Below are 18,906 nucleotides of genomic sequence, written 5' to 3'. Positions count from 1 at the left end.
GTCGGCTCCTAGCGTACGACGACCGACAGGCTGGCATGCGGGGGGACGACGATGTTCTCCCGGTAGTTGTCCCGCACGGCCGGCCGGGCGAAGGGGAAGAACGCGCGCGGCATCAGGGTCATGATCGTGTCGGTCGGCAGCGTGAATTCGCTGGCGTAGGTGCCGCCATCGATGGCGGCCAGCGTGTAGGCGCCGTCCGTCCGTTCAGGCAGTCCGTAGCCCCTGGGCGACGCGGCTGCGGGCAGCAGGGCGATGTTCGTGGCGAAGCGGCGCAACGCGGTATCTGCGCCTTCTCCGCCCGCCTGCTTGATGGCGTCGTCCAGGATGGCCCAGGAATCCGGCGAACTGGTATTGCGCAGCAATTGGCGATAGAAGCCGATACCGTATTGCCGCAACAGGTAGGCGCCGAACGTTGCCCGCACCGCGTCGGAATAGCAGGCCGATCCGTCGGCGTCCAGTGACGTTGTCAGGTCGCAGTTGAAGTTGCCCGTGGCGCCCAGCGACAGCCAATACCAGCGGTAGATGTCGCCTGCAAGCTGATAGGTATCGACGCCAGGCAGGTAGAGGATGTCCTGCATCATGAAGCTCGTCATGATGTCGAGCCATGGTTCGAAGGACTGGTCGGTCTCGGGCAGTGCCGAGCGATGATAGATGTTGGACATCTGGGTCAGCAGCAACGCCATGGCCGCGGCCGGTTCGCCGTACGCATAGTAGTCGTCCGGCTGATAGAAGCGCTCCGAGGTCAGATATACCGCCAGCGCTTCGTTGCTGGTGCGGACGTATTCGTCGAAGTCGGGATTGCCCGTCTGTCGGCGGATGCGAAGGTCGCGGGCGCCGGGATAGGCCACATAGGCCAGTTCCTTGCCCAGCACGATGTTCAGGTCTTGCGCCGGCGGGATCGCCCCGGCCGTCTCGTGCTGTCCCCAGGGTTCGCCGGCGAGGTCCGTGGCCCGCGTGTAGATGGAGTCCGGACCCGAGATGACTCGTCGCAACAGGGTATCCAGCATCGCGTCGTTGACCAGTTCGTCGCCGTATTGATCGTCCTCCAGCCAGATGTTGACCCGGCGCGGGCCATCGGGGCCCTGGGCCTGCCCCTGGCGAAGCAGGTTGAATGAGCGTTCTACCCGCCCCTCTGTCCACGTATCGACCCACCAGGTGCGTGTGGAACCCACGGCGGCGGTGGCAGCGGGGGCTCGTCGGCTGACGGTCTGCCTGGCGTCGACTCGTTGCGCGACGGGCGGCACGGCGGGGGAAAGGGCGGGAGCGCGCCGCGCGGCGGCGGGCGCGCCCGGCGGATACGGCGAGCGCTCGAACAATTCGATGCCGGGCATCTTCTGCGGGGTGCCGCCGTGGTTGGTGATGATCAGCTGCACGTCCTTGCCTGCCAGGCCCGAGATGTCGATCGCCACTGTCTGCCGATCGTCGGTCGTATTGGTGTATTGCCAGATGCCGACGCCCGAACCCAGGTAGCGATGGGCATCGACCGCGCCGCAATGAGGTCCGCTGCAATCGACCGTCAGTTGCGCCTCGGCCGGAGCAGGCGGTTCGGGCGTATCCGGCGCCACGGCGCCGTCTCCGCCGCAGGCGGCCAGCAGCAGCCATACGCCATGGATGGCCAGGCGTCTGATGGGAAGGCATGGACGTGAAGAGACTGTGATCATGGCGATTCCTTGCTATCGGATGACGAGGCTCAGGCTGGAGCGTGGGGGAACCAGCAGCGTTTCGCGGTAGCTGCCCTGGACAAGGGGACGTACGAACGGAAAGAAGCCGTAGGGTTCCAGGTAGAGCGGCACGCGGCCGGGTAAGGTGTTGATGTCGGCATAGCGCGCGCCATCGAGCGGGATAAGGAAGACGTCCTGCCCGTGCCGCGCGGGATAGCCGAAGCCTGGGGGCGATGCCGCCGCGGGAAACAGCGCCGCGCTGGTCCCGAAGCGCCGCAGGAGGGCCGGGAAACCGTCGCCGCCGGCCTGCCGGAGGGAATGGTCGAGGATTTCGAACGAGTCGCTCGAACTGAAGTCGTGCAGCAGCGAAACCAGTAGATCGGCACCGTAGTGGCGCATCAGGAAGGCGGCCAGTGCATTGACCGTGCTGTAGCCATAGCAGGCCCGGTTCGGCAACGGGATCGGATACATGTCTCGCAGGTCGCAATTGAAGCCACCGCGTTGTCCCCAGGACAACCAGCTCTGGAACCGCGCCTCGGTATCGGAGGGCGCCGCGTCGTCGGGATGGTAGGCCAGCTCCTTCATTGCTTCCGCGACGGTTTCGTTCAGCCAGGAGTCGAGCTGGTCGTCATCGCCTGCGAGGATGCCTCGATAGAACCAGAATATGAGATGGGTGAGTTCGTGCGAGAAAGTCTGGATGGCATCGGTGTAGACGTCGTCGGGGGCGTAAATGCTCCGGGCGTGCATGTAGACCGCCAGCGCCTCGTTGGACTGCTGGATGTTCGGGAAGTCCGGGTAGTAGTGCCGCACGTAGGCGTCCGTGAAGTTGACATAGCCCAGGACCTCGAGCGGTTCCACGATCACCACGTTCAGGTCTTCATGGGCGCCGATGATGTTCTCGTAGGGGGTTTCCGCCCAGATCGGTCCCGCGATCCTCGTTATCCGGTCGTAGGTGGACCGGATACGCTCCTGCAATTGATCCAGCGCTTCGTCGGTAATGACGCCAGCAGCCGTGACCGCGTCCTCCACCCAGATGTTCAGCGCCCGGCGATCGGCGCCGTCGAGGCTGGAGCGCCGGCGCAGCGTGGTCGGGCGCGGGGCCCTGGCGTTGTCACCGCCGGAAAAATCGTTCACCCACCATTCCCGGGTGTCGCCCACCCGGTGGGATGCGGAGGCCGCCATCCGGGCCAGGGCCGGGCCGGAGGCGGTCTTCGCACGCGGGCGGGGCAAGGCGCGCAGGTCGTAGGGCGCATGGGGCCGCGGAAGACCCGCCCGGGCCGGAGCGGGTGCCGCCGCGCGCAGCAGGGCGGCCGTGCCGGTGTAGGGCGAGCGCAGGAACAGCTCCAGCGGCGGCAGCTTCTGCCGCGTGTCCGAGTGGTTCACGTAGGAAAGATGGACGTCCTTGCCCGGTATGCCGTCGATCCGGACGGACACTTCCACGCGGTCGTCGGTATCGTTGGTGTACTGCCAGACGCCCACGCCGGAGCCGGCATAGCGATGGGCGTCGATGGCGCCGCAGTGCGGCCCGCTGCAATCGACGGCCAGTCGCGGGCCGGTCTCGGGCGCAGGTGGCGCCGGCCCGGCGGCTTCTTCCCCTCCGCCGCAGGCGGCCACGGCCAGGATGGATAGCAGCGACAGCACGCGCAGGAGCCGGGCGCGGAGTCGTGGGGGCATGGGCGATACCTGTCGGGTGGGAAACGTGGCCGCCAGCGTAGCGGAAGGTCTTGCCGCGCGCATTGGTCCAAGGTCCAATGCCTGGCGATCCACTCCGTGATAGCGTTGTGCCAATTCCTGGAACACGAGCCCGATGTCCGCACCCAGCACGCCCCTTGCCGAGCAGCTCCAGGCCGAACAGGCGGCGATTCTGCGCCGCAACCTGCCGTTCTCGCTGTGCGGGGCGCTGCTGACGGTCGGCCTGGTGTGGGCGGCGATGCGCGAGGCGGTGCCCGCCTGGCAGATGCTGGCCTGGTTCCTGGCGCAAGCAGCCTGGACCCTGGTCCGCGCCTGGGGCGTGTCGAGGTACCGGCGGGGCGCGGGCGACGCGGGCGGCGTGGCGCGCTGGCGCCGGACCGCCATCGCCACGACCGGGGTGGCCGGATTGCTGTGGGGAATTCCCTTCGCCTACTGGATGCTGCACGTGGACCTGCCGCACCAGATGTTCCTGATCGTCGCGCTGCTGACGCTTGGCACGGGTGCGATCTACGCCTATTGCATCGACCTGCCGCTGCTCTACGCCTTCCAGGTGCCGTATTTTTCGCTACCTTTCATTGCCATCCTGACCATTCCGGGCACCATGCATACGGTGCTGGCGCTGGCGGCGGCGCTGTACCTGGCCGTCACCCTGGTGTTCGCGCAGCGCATGTCGCGCACGCAGATCGACTCGCTGCGCCTGCGCTTCGAGAACCTGTCCCTGGTCGAGAGCCTGCAACGCGAGAAAGAGGCGGCCGAGCGCAGCGACCTGGCCAAGTCGCGCTTCCTGGCCGCCGCCAGCCACGACCTGCGCCAACCGGTTCACGCGCTCAGCCTGTTCATTGGCGTGCTGAAGGAGCAGCCCTTGCCCGACGAGAGCCGGCGCCTGGTCGACAGCGTGGGGCGGGCCGCATCCGCGCTGGGAACGCTGTTCGAGGCGCTGCTGAACATCTCGCGCCTGGATGCGGGCGTGGTGCGCGTCAACCGGCGGACTTTCGCGCTGACGGCGCTGTTCGACCAATTGCTGCTGGAATTCACGCCCCAGGCCGATGCCAAGTCGCTGGTCCTGCGCGTGCGGCCCACGCGGGCGGTGGTCTATACCGATCCGGCGCTGCTCGACCGGATCCTGCGCAACCTGGTGGACAACGCCATCCGCAACACGCAGCGGGGCGGAGTGCTGCTGGCGTGCCGGCCCAGGCGGGGCGCCTGGCGCATTGAGGTCTGGGACACCGGGGCGGGCATTCCGGCCGCCGAGCAGGACAAGGTGTTCTGGGAGTTCCACCAGTTGAACAATCCCGAGCGCGACCGGGGCAAGGGGCTGGGCCTGGGGCTGGCCATCGTGCGGCGCACGGCCAAGCTGCTGGGGCATGCCGTGGGCCTGCGCTCGCGGCCGGGGCGCGGCAGCGTCTTCGCCATTACCGTGCCCCGCATGGCCGAACAGCATGCCGGCCAGCCGGAGGCGCCGCCGCCCGGTCATTCCGCCGGAGCGTTGAAGGGCCGGCTGGTATTCGTGGTCGACGACGACATCGAGAACCGGCAGGGACTACAACTGCTGCTGGAGGCCTGGGGGTGCCGGGTCGTGGCCGGCGGCAGCGGCGAAGAGATCGTCCAGGCCGCCGCCCGGCGCAACGAGCGGCCGGACCTGATCATCAGCGACTACCGGCTGCGCAACCACGAGACGGGAATCGAGGTGATCGACGCGCTGCACGAAGAGTTCAACGACGAGAACATCCCGGCCATGCTGATCAGCGGAGATACCGATCCGCAGCGGCTGGCGGAAGCGGCGGCGCGCACCTGGCCGCTGATGCACAAGCCGGTCGAGCCCGCCGAGTTGCGGGAGGTCCTGGTACGGATGCTGGGCTAGGGCCCATTCCCGGCCTACCTGGGCTTGCCGAACAGGCCGGCGCGGCGCGCGGCCAGCACCGCCTGGGTGCGGTTGACCACGCCCAGCGCGGCGAAGATGGCCGAGATGTGGGCCTTGACGGTCTTCTCGGTCGTGGCCAGGCGTTCGGCGATTTCACTGTTGCGCAGCCCCTCGCACAGCAGGCACAGGACCTCGGTCTGGCGAGGCGTCAGGCGGCCGGGGGGCTGCTCGGACAGGACGGCCAGCGATGCCGGAAGGTTTTCCGGCGGCCGGACGACCTGACCGGCCAGCACGCGCTGCATGGCATCCAGCAACTGCCCGACGTCGGCGGACTTGTGCAGGAAGCCGTGGGCCCCCGCGGCCAGGGCCGCCTCGGCATCCTCGTGGTCCTCGGAGGCCGACAGCACCATGACCCGCAGGCCGGCGCCCGCGCGCCGGAGCTGGCGCACCAGCGCCGTGCCGCCGATGTCGGGCAGGTAGTAGTCCATCAGCGCGATGTCGGCCGTGGTGTCCTTGAGCAAGGCCAGGGCCTCGGCGCCGCCGGCGGCGGTGCGCAGATGCAGCGAGGGGCCGGCCGCTTGCCGCAGGGCAAGCGCCAGCCCCTCCCGGAACATGGCGTGATCGTCGATCAGCAGGGCGCTGGCCACGGAGGCGATGCCGCTACCAGATCTTCCACCAGGGACCGCTGTCTTTCTGGAAGCCGCTCTTGACGAAGCTGCTGTCGGGATAGTTCATGCTCAGCACGCGCGAGGCGTCGTCGCGCAGGTCGGTCATGCCCATCTTGTCGTAGGCCAGCACCATGATGTAGAGCGCTTCCTCGACCGCGGGAGCACCCTGGAAGTCGCGCACCGCGGTCTGCGCGCGGTTGACGGCGGCCACGTAGGCGCCGCGCTCGAGATACAGGCGGGCGACGTGGACCTCGTTCATCGCGATGGAGTTGACGAGATAGTTCAGGCGCAGGCGGGCGTCGGGCGCGTACTTGCTGTCGGGGAAGCGCGCGACCAGGGCCTTGAAGGCGTCGAACGATTCGCGCGCGCCCTTGGGGTCGCGCTCGCTGGGGTCCTGGCGCGTCAGGCTGGCCAGGAAGGCGCTGTCCTGGTAGAAGTTGATCAAGCCCTTCAGGTAGAGCATGTAGTCCAGGCTGGGGTGGTTGGGGTGCAGGCGCTCGAAGCGGTCGATCGCGGCCAGCGCCTGGGCGTTGGAGCCATCCTTCCAGTAGACGTAGGCGATGTCGATCTGCGCCTGCTGGGCGAAGACGCCGAAGGGATAGCGCGATTCGAGTTTCTCCAGCAACTTGGCCGCCTGGGTCCAGTTGCCGGTATCCATCTCGTCCTTGGCCTCCTTGTACAATCTCTCGGCAGTCCAGCCCACCGTGGGGTCGGGTTCCTTGCCGGTATTGGCGCAGCCCGCCAGGATGAAAAAGGCCAGCAGGCAGGCCAGGGCCAGGCTCAGCCGCGCGACGAGGCGCTGCCGCCGGGCCGGGGCCGGATGCCCGCAGGCCGCTTGCATTGCCAGGGAATTCAACTGCATGGTGGTGTCCCTCACCAATAGACTATCCGTGATTATATTCGGGCTTCGCGGCCAGGCCCTCCAGAAACATGTCATCTTCGCTGCCGTCCCAAGATATCGAAAGCCAGGAAGCCGAGCCGCGCTTGCTGGACCTGCCTTCGGGCACCCGGGCCGATCGCCTGGACAAGGTCCTGGCGCAGCTGCTGCCCGAGCATTCCCGCAGCCGCCTGCAGGGCTGGATCGAGCGCGGCGGCGTGCTGGTCAACGGCAAGGCGGCCTCCGTGCGGCAGGTCGTCGGGCCGGGTGACCAGCTCACGGTCTGGGAGGAAGCGGCGCCCGAGTCGCTGGCCTTCACGCCGGAAGCCATCGATTTTCCGGTGGTGGCCGACAGCGCCGACTGGATCGTGGTCGACAAGCCCGTCGGCCTGGTCGTGCACCCGGGGGCGGGCAACTGGCACGGGACGCTGCTCAACGGCCTGCTGCACCGCTATCCCGAACTGGCCCAGGTGCCGCGCGCCGGGATCGTGCACCGGCTGGACAAGGATACCTCGGGGCTGATGGTCGTGGCACGCACCATTACGGCGCAAACCTCGCTGGTGCGGCAGTTGCAGGCCCGCACGGTGGGGCGGCGCTATCTCGCGCTGGTGTCGGGCCACGTGCGGCGCGGCGGCACCATCGATCGGCCCATCGGCCGGGACCCGCGCGTGCCGGTGCGCATGAGCGTGGAGCGGCCCATCGCCGCCAAGCCGGCCATCACTCATTTCGAACCCCTGCGCCTGGGCAGGGCGCCCGGCGGCATGCCGGTGACCGAGGTCGAATGCCGCCTCGAGACCGGCCGCACGCACCAGATACGGGTGCACATGGCCAGCATCGGCCATCCGCTCCTGGCCGACACGCTGTACGGCGGCAAGGCGGTGGCGCCCGCCGCGCGGCAGATGCTGCACGCGGCCAGGCTGCAGTTCGACGATCCGGTCCATGGCGGGCCCCGCGTTTTCCATGCGCCGGTGCCGGACGACATGCAGGCCGTCGTGCGCATCATCGCCTGGGAGGATGGCGAGGAGGACGCGGACGGCTACCTGGACGAGGGGGATGACGCATGACCGCCGCCCAGCCGTTCGTGCAGGAAGGCCCGGACTGGCCCGGGCTGCGCATCTTCGCCACCACCCGTGCCGGCGGCGTCAGCGCGGCGCCGTATGCTTCGTTCAACCTGGGCGCGCACGTGGGCGACGCCCCCGGGGCGGTGGCCGCAAACCGCGCGCGCCTGCGCGCGTTGTTGCCGTCCGATCCGCTGTGGCTGGACCAGGTCCATGGCACGCGGGTGGCCGACGCCGACCACGAAGCGGATCCCGCGCCGGCCGATGCCGCCGTCACGCGCGTCCCGGGCCGGGTGCTGGCCATCATGACGGCCGACTGCCTGCCTGTCGTGATCGCGGCGCCCGAGGCCGGCGTCCTGGCTGTGGCCCATGCCGGCTGGCGCGGACTGGCGGGCGGCGTGCTCGAGAATGCCGTCGCGGCGATGGGCGTGCCGCCGGACGCAGGCCTGAGGGCGTGGATAGGGCCGGCCATCGGTCCCCTGGCCTTCGAGGTCGGAGACGAGGTGCGGGCGGCTTTCGCGCGCGCGGCCGAACCGCCTGCGGGCGCCTTCGTCCCGACCGGCGGCCACGACGCGGCGGGCGCCCCCAAGTGGCTGGCCGACCTGCCGGCCCTGGCCGAGCAGCGGCTGCGCGCCGCGGGCGTGGCCACGGTCGTGCGCAGCAATCTCTGCACGGTGGCCGGCAACGACCGCTTCTACTCCTACCGCAAGGAGGGCGTCACCGGACGCTTCGCGACGCTGGCCTGGCTCGTTCCGTGACCGCCAGGCGCTCGGGGCGACGCTTGGTCGCCGGCGCCATCAGGGTTTCTCTTGATCAGGGTTTTCCGGGGTGTCGCGCGCCGCTTCGCGCGCACGGCGCAGCCGCTTGCGCATGGGCGCGGTGAAGATGTACAGCAGGATCGCGACCGGCAGCAATCCGTAGAAAAGCAGGGTCGCGATACCCGCCAGAACCGTGGGCTGTGCCAGGGACATCAGCAGTGTCACGTAAAGCCAGCCGATGGCGACGAGGAAGGAAAAATGCATGGGTCGGCGAAGATGAAATATGAGTGAAACGCCGGTCCGACCGGCGCGCCGCGCAGGCATTGGCGCGGGTCTTGCGCGATTTGACAGCCGCAGGCGCGCTATGCACTATGGCATCTAGCGTAATCGAATCAGCAAGGTGTTCTAGTGAGTCAGTCCAGGCAGGATTCTACGAACCCCTTGGCGTGGCTGGAAGCATGGCAGCAGATGTTGAATCAGAAGGCCGACATGCCTGGGTCGTCGGCGCCTTCGAGTCGCATCCTGTCGGGCGGGCACGCCATGGCCCCCGAGAAGCTGCTGGAGATCCAGCAGGAGTTCGCGCAGGAATGGGCCGATCTCTGGCGGGCCGCCGGCGCGGGCGAACTCGAACCACTGACCGATCAGCGCTTCGCCGGTGAAGCCTGGAGCGCCAGCCCCGGGCATGCATTCCTGGCGCATGCCTACCTGCTGTCCGCGCGCACCATGCTCAAGATGGCCGACAGCGTCCAGGCGCCCGAACATGTCCTGAACCGGCTGCGCTTCGCCACCATGCAATGGGTCGAGGCCATGTCGCCCTCGAACTTCCTCGCGCTCAACCCCGACGCGCAGCGCCGCCTGCTCGAGTCCGGCGGCGAAAGCCTGCAGCAGGGCATCGCCAACCTGGTGTCGGACCTGCAGAAGGGGCGCATTTCCCATACGGACGAATCGTCGTTCGAGGTCGGGCGCAATCTTGCCACCACCGAGGGGTCGGTGGTGTTCGAGAACCGGCTGTTCCAACTGATCCAGTACAAGCCTCTCGGGCCCCGGGCCTACGCGCGTCCGCTGCTGATCGTGCCGCCCTGCATCAACAAGTTCTACATCCTGGACCTGCAGCCGCACAATTCCTTCGTGCGTTTCGCGCTCGAACAGGGCATGCAGGTCTTCATGGTGTCGTGGCGCAACCCGCTGGCCGTCGACGCGGATGGCGTGCAGCATGCGGACTGGGATGCCTACCTGCAGGAAGGCGTGCTCGAGGCGATCGGCGTCGTCTCGTCCATCTCGCGGCAGCCGCAGGTCAACGCGCTGGGATTCTGCGTGGGCGGCACGCTGCTGTCGTCGGCGCTGGCGGTGGCGAAGGCACGCGGCCAGGATCCGGTGGCCTCGCTCACGCTGCTCACGACGCTGCTGGATTTCGCCGACACCGGCGTGCTGGACGTCTTCATCGACGAAGCCCAGGTGCTGCTGCGCGAACAGCAGTTCGCCGCGGGCGGCGTGCTGGCGGCGCGCGAACTGGCGACCACCTTCGCCTTCCTGCGTCCGAACGACCTGGTCTGGAACTACGTCGTCAACAACTACCTGAAGGGGCAGGCGCCGTCGGCCTTCGACCTTCTGTACTGGAACGCCGACAGCACCAACCTGCCGGGACCGTTCTATGCCTGGTACCTGCGCAATACCTATCTCGAGAACAACCTGCGGGTGCCCGGCAAGGTGCGCGCGTGCGGCGTGGGGCTCGACCTGAGTTCCCTCGACATGCCGGCCTATGTGTACGGTTCTCGCGAGGACCACATCGTGCCCTGGACCTCGGCGTACGCCTCGACCGCGCTCCTGCGCGGGCCGATGCGTTTCGTGCTGGGGGCCTCGGGCCATATCGCCGGGGTCATCAATCCGGCTTCGCGCAACCGGCGCAGCTACTGGGTGCGCGAGGACGACAAGCTGCCGGCCGACGCCGCCGCCTGGATGGGCGAGGCGCGCGAAGTGCCGGGCAGCTGGTGGAACGACTGGGCAACCTGGATCAAGGAGCACGGAGGGCGCCAGGGCAAGGCGCCGGGCGCGCTGGGCAGCGCCGACCATCCCGTCATCGAACCCGCGCCGGGCAAGTACGTGCGGGTCAGGGCGGCATGACAAGAGACATGCGTATTCTGCGGGTCAAGCGGCGGTGGGTTCCGCCGTTTCATAAGGAGGCATCATGAGCGGAAAGATAGCGTACGTGACGGGCGGCATGGGCGGCATAGGCACCGTCATCTGCCAGCGGCTGGCCAAGGACGGGTTCACCGTCATCGCCGGCTGCGGGCCCAATCGCGACTCTCAGCAGTGGCTGAACGAACAATCGGCGCTCGGTTATACGTTCCACGCCTCCGTGGGCAACGTGGCGGACTGGGAATCGACCGTGGCCGCGTTCGCCAAGGTGCGAGAGGAGTTCGGGCCGGTCGACGTGCTGGTCAACAACGCGGGCATCACCCGCGACGGCCTCTTCCGCAAGATGACGCTGGAAGACTGGCGCGCCGTCATCGACACCAACCTCAACAGCCTGTTCAACGTCACCAAGCAGGTCATCGGCGACATGACCGAGCGCAAGTGGGGGCGCATCATCAACATCAGTTCGGTCAACGGCCAGAAAGGGCAGTTCGGCCAGACCAACTACTCGACCGCCAAGGCCGGCATCCACGGCTTCACGATGGCGCTGGCGCAGGAAGTCGCATCGAAGGGCGTGACGGTCAACACGGTTTCGCCCGGCTACATCGGTACCGACATGGTGCGTGCCATCCGCCCCGACGTGCTCCAGAGCATCGTCGACACCATCCCGGTGAAGCGCCTGGGCACGCCGGACGAGATCGGCTCCATCGTGGCCTGGCTGGCTTCGGACGACGCGGGATTCGCCACCGGCGCGGATTTCTCGCTGAACGGCGGCCTGCACATGGGGTAAGCCCCGATCCGGCCCGAGGCGTTCCACGCCGGGTTGGACTAAACTTGATGGCTGGTGCGGTCGGCGGACCGCACCGGTTTCATACAAATCTAAGTTGGGGGCAAGCATGGCGCAGCAAGCCGGAGCCGGCAACGCGTTGCGGTTGATAAAAAAATATCCCAATCGCCGGTTATACGATACGCAGACCAGCACCTACATCACCTTGGCCGACGTCAAGCAGCTCGTGCTGGACAACGAGACGTTCGAGGTCGTCGATGCCAAGTCCGGCGAGGACCTGACCCGCAGCATCCTGCTGCAGATCATCCTGGAAGAGGAAACCGCCGGCGCGCCCATGTTCACGTCCACCATGCTGGCCCAGATCATCCGTTTCTACGGCCATGCCATGCAGGGCATCATGGGTTCGTACCTGGAGAAGAACATCCAGGCCTTCATGGAGATCCAGAACAAGCTGGGCGAGCAGTCCAAGGGCCTGTACGGCGGCCAGTTCGGCCCCGAGGCATGGGCGCAGTTCATGAACGTCCAGACGCCGATGATCCAGAGCATGATGAGCAACTACATCGAGCAGAGCAAGAACCTGTTCGTGCAGATGCAGGACCAGATGCAGAACCAGACCCGGTCCATGTTCACCACATTTCCCTTTACCTCCGCGTCCAAGGACGACGAGCGCAAGTAGCGCGGGGGCGGGCGCGCAGTAACCCGGTAAAATGCCCCCATTCCGCTAATTCCGGCCGCGAGTCGCGCTCGCGGTGCGCCCGATGTCCATCCATTCGTCCGATTCCCCGACCAACACCGCCATTCCCCGCGTGGCCTTCGCCAGCCTGGGCTGTCCGAAGGCAGCCTCGGATTCCGAGCAGATCCTGACCCAGCTGCGTGCCGAAGGCTACGAGACGTCCAAGACCTACGAGGACGCGGACCTGGTCATCGTCAACACCTGTGGCTTCATCGACGACGCGGTCAAGGAAAGCCTGGACACCATAGGCGAGGCCCTGCAGGCCAACGGCAAGGTCATCGTGACCGGCTGCCTGGGCGCCAAGAAGGAGGCCGATGGCGAAGGCGTGGTGCAGAAGATGCATCCCAAGGTCCTGGCAGTGACCGGGCCGCACGCCACCCACGAGGTCATGCAGGCGGTGCACCTGCACCTGCCCAAGCCCCACGATCCCTTCAGCGACCTGGTGCCGCCGCAGGGCGTGCGCCTGACGCCCAAGCACTACGCCTACCTGAAGATATCCGAGGGCTGCAACCACCGGTGCAGCTTCTGCATCATCCCGTCCATGCGCGGCGACCTGGTGTCGCGGCCCATCCACGAGGTCATGCGCGAGGCCGAGAACCTGGTCAAGGCCGGCGTCAAGGAAATCCTGGTCATTTCGCAGGACACCAGCGCCTACGGCGTGGACGTGAAGTACCGCACGGGCTTCGTCGACGGCCGGGCGGTGCGCACCCGCATGACCGAACTGGTGCGCGAGCTGTCCAGGCTGGGCGCCTGGATCCGCCTGCACTACGTGTATCCCTATCCGCACGTGGACGAGGTCCTGCCGCTGATGAACGAAGTCCACGAGAACGGCGGTCGCGTGCTGCCGTACCTGGACGTGCCGTTCCAGCATGCCAGCCAGCGCATCCTGAAGCTGATGAAGCGTCCGGCTTCGTCCGAACGCAACCTCGACCGCATCCGGGCCTGGCGCGCGGTCTGTCCGGACCTGACGATACGCAGCACCTTCATCGCCGGCTTCCCCGGCGAGACCGAGGCCGAGTTCGAGGAAATGCTGGACTTCCTGCGCGAGGCCGAGCTGGACCGCGTGGGCTGTTTCGCCTATTCACCGGTCGAGGGCGCGGCCGCCAACGAGCTGCCCGATCCCGTGCCCGACGAAGTCCGGCAGGAACGCCAGGCCCGCTTCATGCAGGTCCAGGAGGCCGTTTCCCGCAAGCGCCTGGCGCGCCGGATCGGCAAGGTCATCAAGTGCATCGTCGACGAGGTGGGCCCCGAGGGCGGCGTCGCCCGTTCCATGGGCGATGCGCCCGACATCGACGGCAAGGTCTACGTGGCGCCGGTCGACAAGCCCTGGAAACGCTACAAGGTCGGGGACATCATTTCCGTGCGCATCACACAGTCCGACGATCACGACTTGTGGGGCGCCGTGGCCTGATCTCTGGCAGGCGGCACCTGGCCTCTGGTACGTTTCTTGCCTTCCACGGTAATGTTTTCCGTGGTGCCGGCACTCGCGGGCCGGCGCGAGATTGCCATGAACGCTTCGACGCCTAGCCGTCCTTTGGACCTTTCCCGCCTGTATCGCCGCTGCGTCTTCCGCTCGGATACGCAGGCAGAATCGCATCACCAGGTCGCCAGCGCGCTGTCCGACCACGACCTGCGCTGGAGCCGGGGGCCGGCCGATACGGCCTTGTTCAAGGCCGGCGTCAACGACCTGCAAATCATGGCCTTGCGCTACGGCGCCGAAGTGGAGGTCATGCCCGCCGTATTCCAGGATTTTTCCTTGGTCCATATGTCCTTGCGCGGCGTGATGGAAGTCGAGGCCGATGGGCGGAAAGTGTGCGTCGGGCCGGGACGCAGCGCCTTGATCGCACCAAGGAAGAACATACGCATGCGGTGGCAGAAGGGCGCAGAGCAATTAATCATCAAGGTGCCCAAGGCTTTGTTGGAGGAAGTGCGGCATGGACAAGGCGGCGCGGCGGGCCTGGAGCCGGTCCTCCTGTTGCCGGAGGCCGCCGTGGCCCAATGGGACCTGCTGGTGCAGTCGCTGCTGACCAGCGCCGACCGCGCGCCGGGCAACGAGGTCGCGCAGGCCTGGCTGCAGCATTTCGAGCGCAATGTCGCGCTGTTCCTTTTGTCCTGTCCTCAGGGGGGCGCGCCGTCGCAGATGCGGCATCCCGAACCGGAGGCGTTGTCGTCGCCGGAGTCGGTCAGGCGGATGGAGGCACTCGATGCCTATATCCACACCAAGCTGTGCGCTCCCGTCTCGACATTCGACCTGGCCCGCGTGATCGGCGTCAGCGTGCGCACCCTCAATCTTCTGTGCCGCCGCTACCGGGGTTGTACGCCGATGGAACTGCTGCGCAACCGGCGCCTCGATGCGGTCCGCGCCCATTTGCTCAGCAAGCCGGGCGTGAACGTGACGAGCGCGGCTCTGGAGCACGGCTTTGGGCATCTCGGCCGCTTCGCCGCCTATTATCGCGAGCGCTTCGGAGAACTGCCCAATCAGACCGCTGCGTCGGTCTCCGCTGCGGTGCAGCGGTTGTCCGCCGGCACGATTGCGGGAATCGGATAAGGTTCCGAACCTGTCTTGCACATAGCGGATAGCCACGCTTTTCCGGTCTCCATAGACTTGATTTCAGGATCGAGTCAGAGAGATCATCATGACCACACTTGCCCACCATTCCGAAGCGAAGGCCGAGCGCCGCGTCGTCTTTCCCCAAGCCGACGGTTCGCAGGTCCCCTATAGTGTCTTCAGCTCGCAGGAAGTCTACGAACGCGAGCAGGAGCGTATCTACCGCGGCCCCACGTGGAATTTCCTGGGGCTCGAATGCGAGATCCCCAACGTCAACGACTTCAAGAGCACCTTTGTCGGCGATACGCCGGTGGTGGTGACGCGCACGGCCGAGGGGCTGGCCTGTTGGGTGAACCAGTGCGCCCACCGCGGCGCGATGGTCGTGCGCGAAAAGAAAGGTAATGCCGACTCGCATGCCTGTGTCTATCACCAATGGAGTTTCGCGGCCAACGGCGACCTGCTGGGCGTGCCGTTCCGCCGCGGCCAGAAGGGCATGGTGGGCATGCCGCCCGATTTCAAGCCCGCCGAACATGGGCTGCGCAAGCTGCGAGTCGACAGCTACCGGGGCCTGATGTTCGCGACTTTCAGCGACGAGACGCCGCCGCTGCCGGAATACCTGGGCGATGAAATGCGCCCGTGGATCGACCGCATCTTCCACAAACCCATCGCGTTCCTGGGATGTACCCGCCAGTACTCGAACTCGAACTGGAAGCTGTATCTGGAGAACGTCAAGGATCCCTACCACGCCAGCCTGCTGCACTTGTTCCATACTACCTTCAACATTTTCCGGGTGGGAATGAAGGCTCGCTCGATCCCGGACAGCAAGCACGGCCTGCACAGCATCATCACCGTCACCAAGCCTGAAGACGGATCGGACACGGCGGCGGCGTATGCAGCCCAGAACATCCGCTCCATGGACGGCGGCTTCGCCCTCGAGGATCCGGAACTGCTCGGCCAGATCCAGGAATACGACGAGATGACGACCAACCAGATCCAGCCGATCTTCCCCCAACTGGTCATCCAGCAGATCCATAACACCCTGGTGGCACGGCAACTGCTGCCCAAGGGGCCGGACCATTTTGAACTGATCTTCCATTTCTTCGGCTACGAGGACGATACCCCCGAGCTGCATGAGCTGCGCATCCTGCAGGCCAACCTGGTGGGGCCGGCGGGCTACATCTCGATGGAGGACACCGAGGCCACCGAGCTGGTGCAGCAGGGAACGGTGCGCGATGGCGACAAGCACTCATACATCGCGATGGCCCGGTCGGCGCCCGACCAGACCGACACCGTCATTACCGAAAACCTGATCCGGCGTTTCTGGACCGGCTATCAAAAGCTCATGGGCTACTGATCATGGAAAACAACCTGCAACTCTGGATGGAATTGCTGGAGCTCCAGCACCGGTATGTCGCCGCCCTCGACGCCAACGAGCTCGAGGCGTGGCCCGCCTTCTTCCTCGAAGAAGGGCACTACGAGATCATTCCCAAGGAAAACTACGACCAGGGCCTGCCGGTGCCGGTCATCTATTGCCGCAATGCGCGCATGATGCGGGACCGGGTGGTGTCGTTGCGCAACGCCAACATCTACGAGGCGCACACCTACCGGCACGCCACCTCCGGGCTGGTGATCAAGGGCATCGAAGACGATGTCGTGACGACGCATTCGAACTACGTGGTCGTATCCACCGGCACGGCAGGGGATACGGTGGTCTACCAAGCCGGCATGTACATCGACGAGGTGGTCAAGCACGAAGGCCAGTGGCGCTATCGCAGCAAGAAGGTGGTGTACGACACCTTGCGGGTACAGACGCTGCTGGCGACGCCTATCTGAGTGCCGATGACCATGAGCGATTGGCACGACGTCGGCACACCCGACCAGTTTCCCGAAGATGCCGGCACGCCGGTGCAGGCAGGCGGCGTCGCCATCGCGATGTTCCGCTTGGGGGATGAGTTATTCGCCCTGCGCGATTTGTGCACGCATGGCAACGCGCTGTTGTCCGACGGTTATGTCGAGGACGGCTGCGTGGAGTGTCCTCTTCATCAGGGCCTGTTCGATATCCGCAGCGGCGCGGTGCGCTGTGCGCCGTTGACCGAACCAGTGCGCACGTTTCCGGTGCGCGTGGTGGCCGGACGGGTGCAGGTGTCCACCGGCTGCGCGTGGGCCGAGGAGCGGCCGGCGGTCACGCAGGCGTCGGCCCGCATCACCGGCATCGAGCGGCCGGCGGCCGATGTGGCGGTGATTTCGCTGGCCACCGAGCCGTTGCTGGACTACCGCCCCGGCCAATACTTGGACGTTCTGCTGGAAAACGGCGAACGGCGCAGCTATTCGATGGCATCGCTGCCCGGGGAGGCAGGGCTGGAACTGCATATCCGCCATATGCCCGGCGGGCTGTTCACGGACCGCGTTTTCGGCGGGCTGGCCAGCGGCGACACGCTGCGCATAGAAGGGCCGGCGGGCAGCTTCACCCTGAGCGAATTCGGCATGCCGGCGATCCTGCTGGCCAGTGGCACGGGTTTTGCACCCATCAAGGCCATGGTGGCTGCCAATGCGGCCCTGTTCCGGCCGCGTGCGATGCATCTCTACTGGGGCGGGCGGCGGCGGTCCGACCTGTACATGGATACGCTGTGCCGCCGCTGGGCCGAGCAATATTCGTGGCTGACCTACGTGCCGGTGTTGTCCGACCTGGCGCCAGAGGACGGCTGGATGGGGCGCACGGGGTTCGTGCACCGCGCGGTGATGGAAGACTTTCCCGATCTGTCGGGCCACGAGGTCTACGCATGCGGCGCGCCCCAGATGGTCGAGGCAGCGCGCGCCGATTTCGTGCAGGCGTGCCGGCTGCCGGCCGATAACTACTACGCCGACGCTTTCCTGTCCAAGGCGGACAGCAAGGTTTGATCAAAGATTCACTATGGAGTAATGCTGTGTCATTCCGTTCTTTTGCCGTTGCGCCTTGTGCCGCCCTATGTTTGAGCCTGTGGGGAGGTGCGCATGCGGCCGAACCCATCAAAGTCGGCATGGCCCTCGATATGTCGGGTCCGTTCGCCGCCAACGGAGCCGAGGCCAAGGACGCGTTCAACCTGGCTATCAAGATGCTGGGCAACAAGTTGGGCGGTTTTCCTGCCGAGTTCCTGCAGACCGACATGGCTGGCAACCCTGACCAGGCGCGCCAGCTCGCCAATCGGTGGATACAACGCGACAAGATCGACTTCTTCACCGGCCCCATCGGTTCGAATGTGGCACTGGCCGTCGCGCCGACGCTGATCGCCGCCAAGGTGCCTTACCTGTCGAATAATGCCGGCCCCAGCCTGCTGGCAGGGGAGAAGTGCTCGCCGTTCTATCTCGGCACCTCGTACGAGAACCAGATGATGCACGAACCCGGCGGCGTGCTGGCCAACCAGCGGGGTTTCAAGAAAGTCGTGGCGATCGCGCCGAACTACCCGGCAGGCAAGGATGCCTTGACGGGTTTCAAGCGCCGTTACGAGGGCGAGATCGTGGCCGAAATCTATACCAAGGTCGGGCAGATCGACTATTCGGCCGAAATTGCGCAATTGCGCGCGGCCAAGCCCCAAGGTGTGTATTTCCTGCTTCCGGGAGCGATGGGGATCAACTTCATCAAGCAGTTCGTCGCTGCGGGCCTGGCCGACGACATCAAGATGGTCACGGCTGGCGTATCGGCCGACGAAGACATGATTGTCGCGGTGGGCGAACCCATGCTGGGGCTCTACAACTCCGCCCCGTACGCCTATGACCTGGACAATCCGGCCAATAAGAAATTCGTGCAAGAGTTCCGCAAGGCCTACGGCCGCAATCCCACGCTGTACGCAGCTCATGCCTACGATGTGGTGATGAACATCGACGCTGCGGTGCGGGCCTTGAACGGCAAGTTGGGCGACCGTGCGGCGGTGGCCAAGGCCTTGCGCACGGCCAAGTTCGAGTCGGTACGGGGCGACTTCTCATACAACGGCAACAACCACCCCATCATGAACTTCTATACCCGGCAGGTCGTTCGCGACGAGAGCGGCAAGCTCACGAACAAGACGGAGGGCGTCCTGCTCGAAAAGTACCAGGACTCGTTCCACGGTCAATGCAAGGCCATCTGATGGCGTCCGGAGGCATGCTTCCCGGCG

The 18,906-nt window shown here is 66.2% G+C and carries 17 protein-coding genes; 12 read left to right on the top strand and 5 right to left on the bottom strand.

The genetic code is table 11. The features are described 5' to 3' along the window. Window positions 1-8: 8 nt before the first annotated feature. Both ABD104_RS22260 and ABD104_RS22255 read right to left on the bottom strand, forming a co-directional pair. Window positions 9-1,661 carry a M30 family zinc metallopeptidase gene (locus ABD104_RS22260; protein ID WP_087841126.1) on the bottom strand — a complete coding sequence of 551 codons (1,653 nt, stop codon included), beginning with the start codon at window positions 1,659-1,661 and terminating at the stop codon, window positions 9-11. A 12-nt stretch (window positions 1,662-1,673) separates the two neighbouring features. After that, window positions 1,674-3,335, bottom strand: coding sequence for a M30 family zinc metallopeptidase (locus ABD104_RS22255; protein ID WP_140416912.1), 1,662 nt, complete (start codon window positions 3,333-3,335; stop codon window positions 1,674-1,676). 133 nt (window positions 3,336-3,468) lie between these two features. Here ABD104_RS22255 and ABD104_RS22250 point away from each other — a divergent pair, with 133 nt between their 5' ends. Then, window positions 3,469-5,214 carry an ATP-binding response regulator gene (locus ABD104_RS22250; protein ID WP_087841128.1) on the top strand — a complete coding sequence of 582 codons (1,746 nt, stop codon included), beginning with the start codon at window positions 3,469-3,471 and terminating at the stop codon, window positions 5,212-5,214. Between the two features lie 14 nt (window positions 5,215-5,228). Here ABD104_RS22250 and ABD104_RS22245 read toward each other — a convergent pair whose 3' ends face one another. Next, complete coding sequence (locus ABD104_RS22245; RefSeq protein WP_343928219.1) at window positions 5,229-5,861, bottom strand: response regulator transcription factor; 633 nt, start codon at window positions 5,859-5,861, stop codon at window positions 5,229-5,231. Between the two features lie 13 nt (window positions 5,862-5,874). After that, the gene (locus tag ABD104_RS22240) at window positions 5,875-6,723 is read right to left on the bottom strand and encodes an outer membrane protein assembly factor BamD (protein ID WP_087841130.1); all 849 of its coding nucleotides are present in this window, start codon (window positions 6,721-6,723) and stop codon (window positions 5,875-5,877) included. A gap of 89 nt (window positions 6,724-6,812) precedes the next feature. Here ABD104_RS22240 and ABD104_RS22235 point away from each other — a divergent pair, with 89 nt between their 5' ends. After that, window positions 6,813-7,823 carry an RluA family pseudouridine synthase gene (locus ABD104_RS22235; protein ID WP_343928218.1) on the top strand — a complete coding sequence of 337 codons (1,011 nt, stop codon included), beginning with the start codon at window positions 6,813-6,815 and terminating at the stop codon, window positions 7,821-7,823. Beyond that, the gene (gene pgeF / locus ABD104_RS22230; RefSeq protein WP_343928217.1) at window positions 7,820-8,575 is read left to right on the top strand and encodes a peptidoglycan editing factor PgeF; all 756 of its coding nucleotides are present in this window, start codon (window positions 7,820-7,822) and stop codon (window positions 8,573-8,575) included. Before ABD104_RS22235 ends, pgeF begins: the two co-directional genes overlap by 4 nt. Before the next feature lie 39 nt (window positions 8,576-8,614). Here the strand turns inward: pgeF and ABD104_RS22225 are convergent, their stop codons facing one another. Beyond that, window positions 8,615-8,839 (bottom strand): hypothetical protein, encoded by a 225-nt coding sequence (locus ABD104_RS22225; RefSeq protein ID WP_130358701.1) that lies wholly within the window; start codon window positions 8,837-8,839, stop codon window positions 8,615-8,617. 225 nt (window positions 8,840-9,064) lie between these two features. Between ABD104_RS22225 and phaC the strand changes: the two genes are divergently transcribed. From phaC to ABD104_RS22180, 9 genes are all read left to right on the top strand, one after another. Further along, the gene (gene phaC / locus ABD104_RS22220) at window positions 9,065-10,696 is read left to right on the top strand and encodes a class I poly(R)-hydroxyalkanoic acid synthase (RefSeq protein WP_176400835.1); all 1,632 of its coding nucleotides are present in this window, start codon (window positions 9,065-9,067) and stop codon (window positions 10,694-10,696) included. A 64-nt stretch (window positions 10,697-10,760) separates the two neighbouring features. Further along, window positions 10,761-11,498 (top strand): acetoacetyl-CoA reductase, encoded by a 738-nt coding sequence (gene phbB / locus ABD104_RS22215; protein WP_343928216.1) that lies wholly within the window; start codon window positions 10,761-10,763, stop codon window positions 11,496-11,498. A 106-nt stretch (window positions 11,499-11,604) separates the two neighbouring features. Then, window positions 11,605-12,171 (top strand): polyhydroxyalkanoate synthesis repressor PhaR, encoded by a 567-nt coding sequence (phaR, locus tag ABD104_RS22210; protein WP_087841135.1) that lies wholly within the window; start codon window positions 11,605-11,607, stop codon window positions 12,169-12,171. An 82-nt stretch (window positions 12,172-12,253) separates the two neighbouring features. Next, window positions 12,254-13,639: a 30S ribosomal protein S12 methylthiotransferase RimO gene (rimO, locus tag ABD104_RS22205; protein ID WP_343928215.1), complete on the top strand. Its 1,386-nt coding sequence runs from the start codon at window positions 12,254-12,256 to the stop codon at window positions 13,637-13,639. Window positions 13,640-13,735: 96 nt separating this feature from the next. Then, the gene (locus ABD104_RS22200) at window positions 13,736-14,776 is read left to right on the top strand and encodes an AraC family transcriptional regulator (protein WP_343928214.1); all 1,041 of its coding nucleotides are present in this window, start codon (window positions 13,736-13,738) and stop codon (window positions 14,774-14,776) included. 88 nt (window positions 14,777-14,864) lie between these two features. Next, on the top strand, window positions 14,865-16,130 hold the full coding sequence (andAc, locus tag ABD104_RS22195; protein ID WP_343928213.1) for an anthranilate 1,2-dioxygenase large subunit AndAc: 1,266 nt from the start codon (window positions 14,865-14,867) through the stop codon (window positions 16,128-16,130). Window positions 16,131-16,132: 2 nt separating this feature from the next. Next, a complete protein-coding gene (andAd, locus tag ABD104_RS22190) occupies window positions 16,133-16,609 on the top strand; it encodes an anthranilate 1,2-dioxygenase small subunit AndAd (protein ID WP_343928212.1) in 477 nt (158 codons plus the stop codon). Between the two features lie 6 nt (window positions 16,610-16,615). Continuing rightward, window positions 16,616-17,674 carry an anthranilate 1,2-dioxygenase ferredoxin subunit AndAb gene (gene andAb / locus ABD104_RS22185; protein ID WP_343928211.1) on the top strand — a complete coding sequence of 353 codons (1,059 nt, stop codon included), beginning with the start codon at window positions 16,616-16,618 and terminating at the stop codon, window positions 17,672-17,674. A 71-nt stretch (window positions 17,675-17,745) separates the two neighbouring features. Then, the gene (locus ABD104_RS22180) at window positions 17,746-18,879 is read left to right on the top strand and encodes an ABC transporter substrate-binding protein (protein ID WP_343928243.1); all 1,134 of its coding nucleotides are present in this window, start codon (window positions 17,746-17,748) and stop codon (window positions 18,877-18,879) included. Window positions 18,880-18,906 lie beyond the last annotated feature (27 nt).

Origin of the sequence: Pigmentiphaga daeguensis, assembly GCF_039523035.1 — a bacterium.
Taxonomy (GTDB): domain Bacteria; phylum Pseudomonadota; class Gammaproteobacteria; order Burkholderiales; family Burkholderiaceae_B; genus Pigmentiphaga; species Pigmentiphaga daeguensis.
This window is presented reverse-complemented; position numbering and strand designations above follow the sequence as displayed.

Bases quoted from the DNA above. Each gene is read 5' to 3' on its own strand.
- ABD104_RS22200 (WP_343928214.1), top strand. From the start codon at position 13,736: ATGAACGCTTCGACGCCTAGCCGTCCTTTGGACCTTTCCCGCCTGTAT.
- phbB (WP_343928216.1), top strand. From the start codon at position 10,761: ATGAGCGGAAAGATAGCGTACGTGACGGGCGGCATGGGCGGCATAGGC.
- ABD104_RS22255 (WP_140416912.1), bottom strand. From the start codon at position 3,335: ATGCCCCCACGACTCCGCGCCCGGCTCCTGCGCGTGCTGTCGCTGCTA.
- andAc (WP_343928213.1), top strand. From the start codon at position 14,865: ATGACCACACTTGCCCACCATTCCGAAGCGAAGGCCGAGCGCCGCGTC.
- ABD104_RS22225 (WP_130358701.1), bottom strand. From the start codon at position 8,839: ATGCATTTTTCCTTCCTCGTCGCCATCGGCTGGCTTTACGTGACACTG.
- rimO (WP_343928215.1), top strand. From the start codon at position 12,254: ATGTCCATCCATTCGTCCGATTCCCCGACCAACACCGCCATTCCCCGC.
- ABD104_RS22250 (WP_087841128.1), top strand. From the start codon at position 3,469: ATGTCCGCACCCAGCACGCCCCTTGCCGAGCAGCTCCAGGCCGAACAG.
- phaR (WP_087841135.1), top strand. From the start codon at position 11,605: ATGGCGCAGCAAGCCGGAGCCGGCAACGCGTTGCGGTTGATAAAAAAA.
- ABD104_RS22235 (WP_343928218.1), top strand. From the start codon at position 6,813: ATGTCATCTTCGCTGCCGTCCCAAGATATCGAAAGCCAGGAAGCCGAG.
- pgeF (WP_343928217.1), top strand. From the start codon at position 7,820: ATGACCGCCGCCCAGCCGTTCGTGCAGGAAGGCCCGGACTGGCCCGGG.
- phaC (WP_176400835.1), top strand. From the start codon at position 9,065: ATGCCTGGGTCGTCGGCGCCTTCGAGTCGCATCCTGTCGGGCGGGCAC.
- ABD104_RS22260 (WP_087841126.1), bottom strand. From the start codon at position 1,661: ATGATCACAGTCTCTTCACGTCCATGCCTTCCCATCAGACGCCTGGCC.
- ABD104_RS22240 (WP_087841130.1), bottom strand. From the start codon at position 6,723: ATGCAAGCGGCCTGCGGGCATCCGGCCCCGGCCCGGCGGCAGCGCCTC.
- andAd (WP_343928212.1), top strand. From the start codon at position 16,133: ATGGAAAACAACCTGCAACTCTGGATGGAATTGCTGGAGCTCCAGCAC.
- andAb (WP_343928211.1), top strand. From the start codon at position 16,616: ATGACCATGAGCGATTGGCACGACGTCGGCACACCCGACCAGTTTCCC.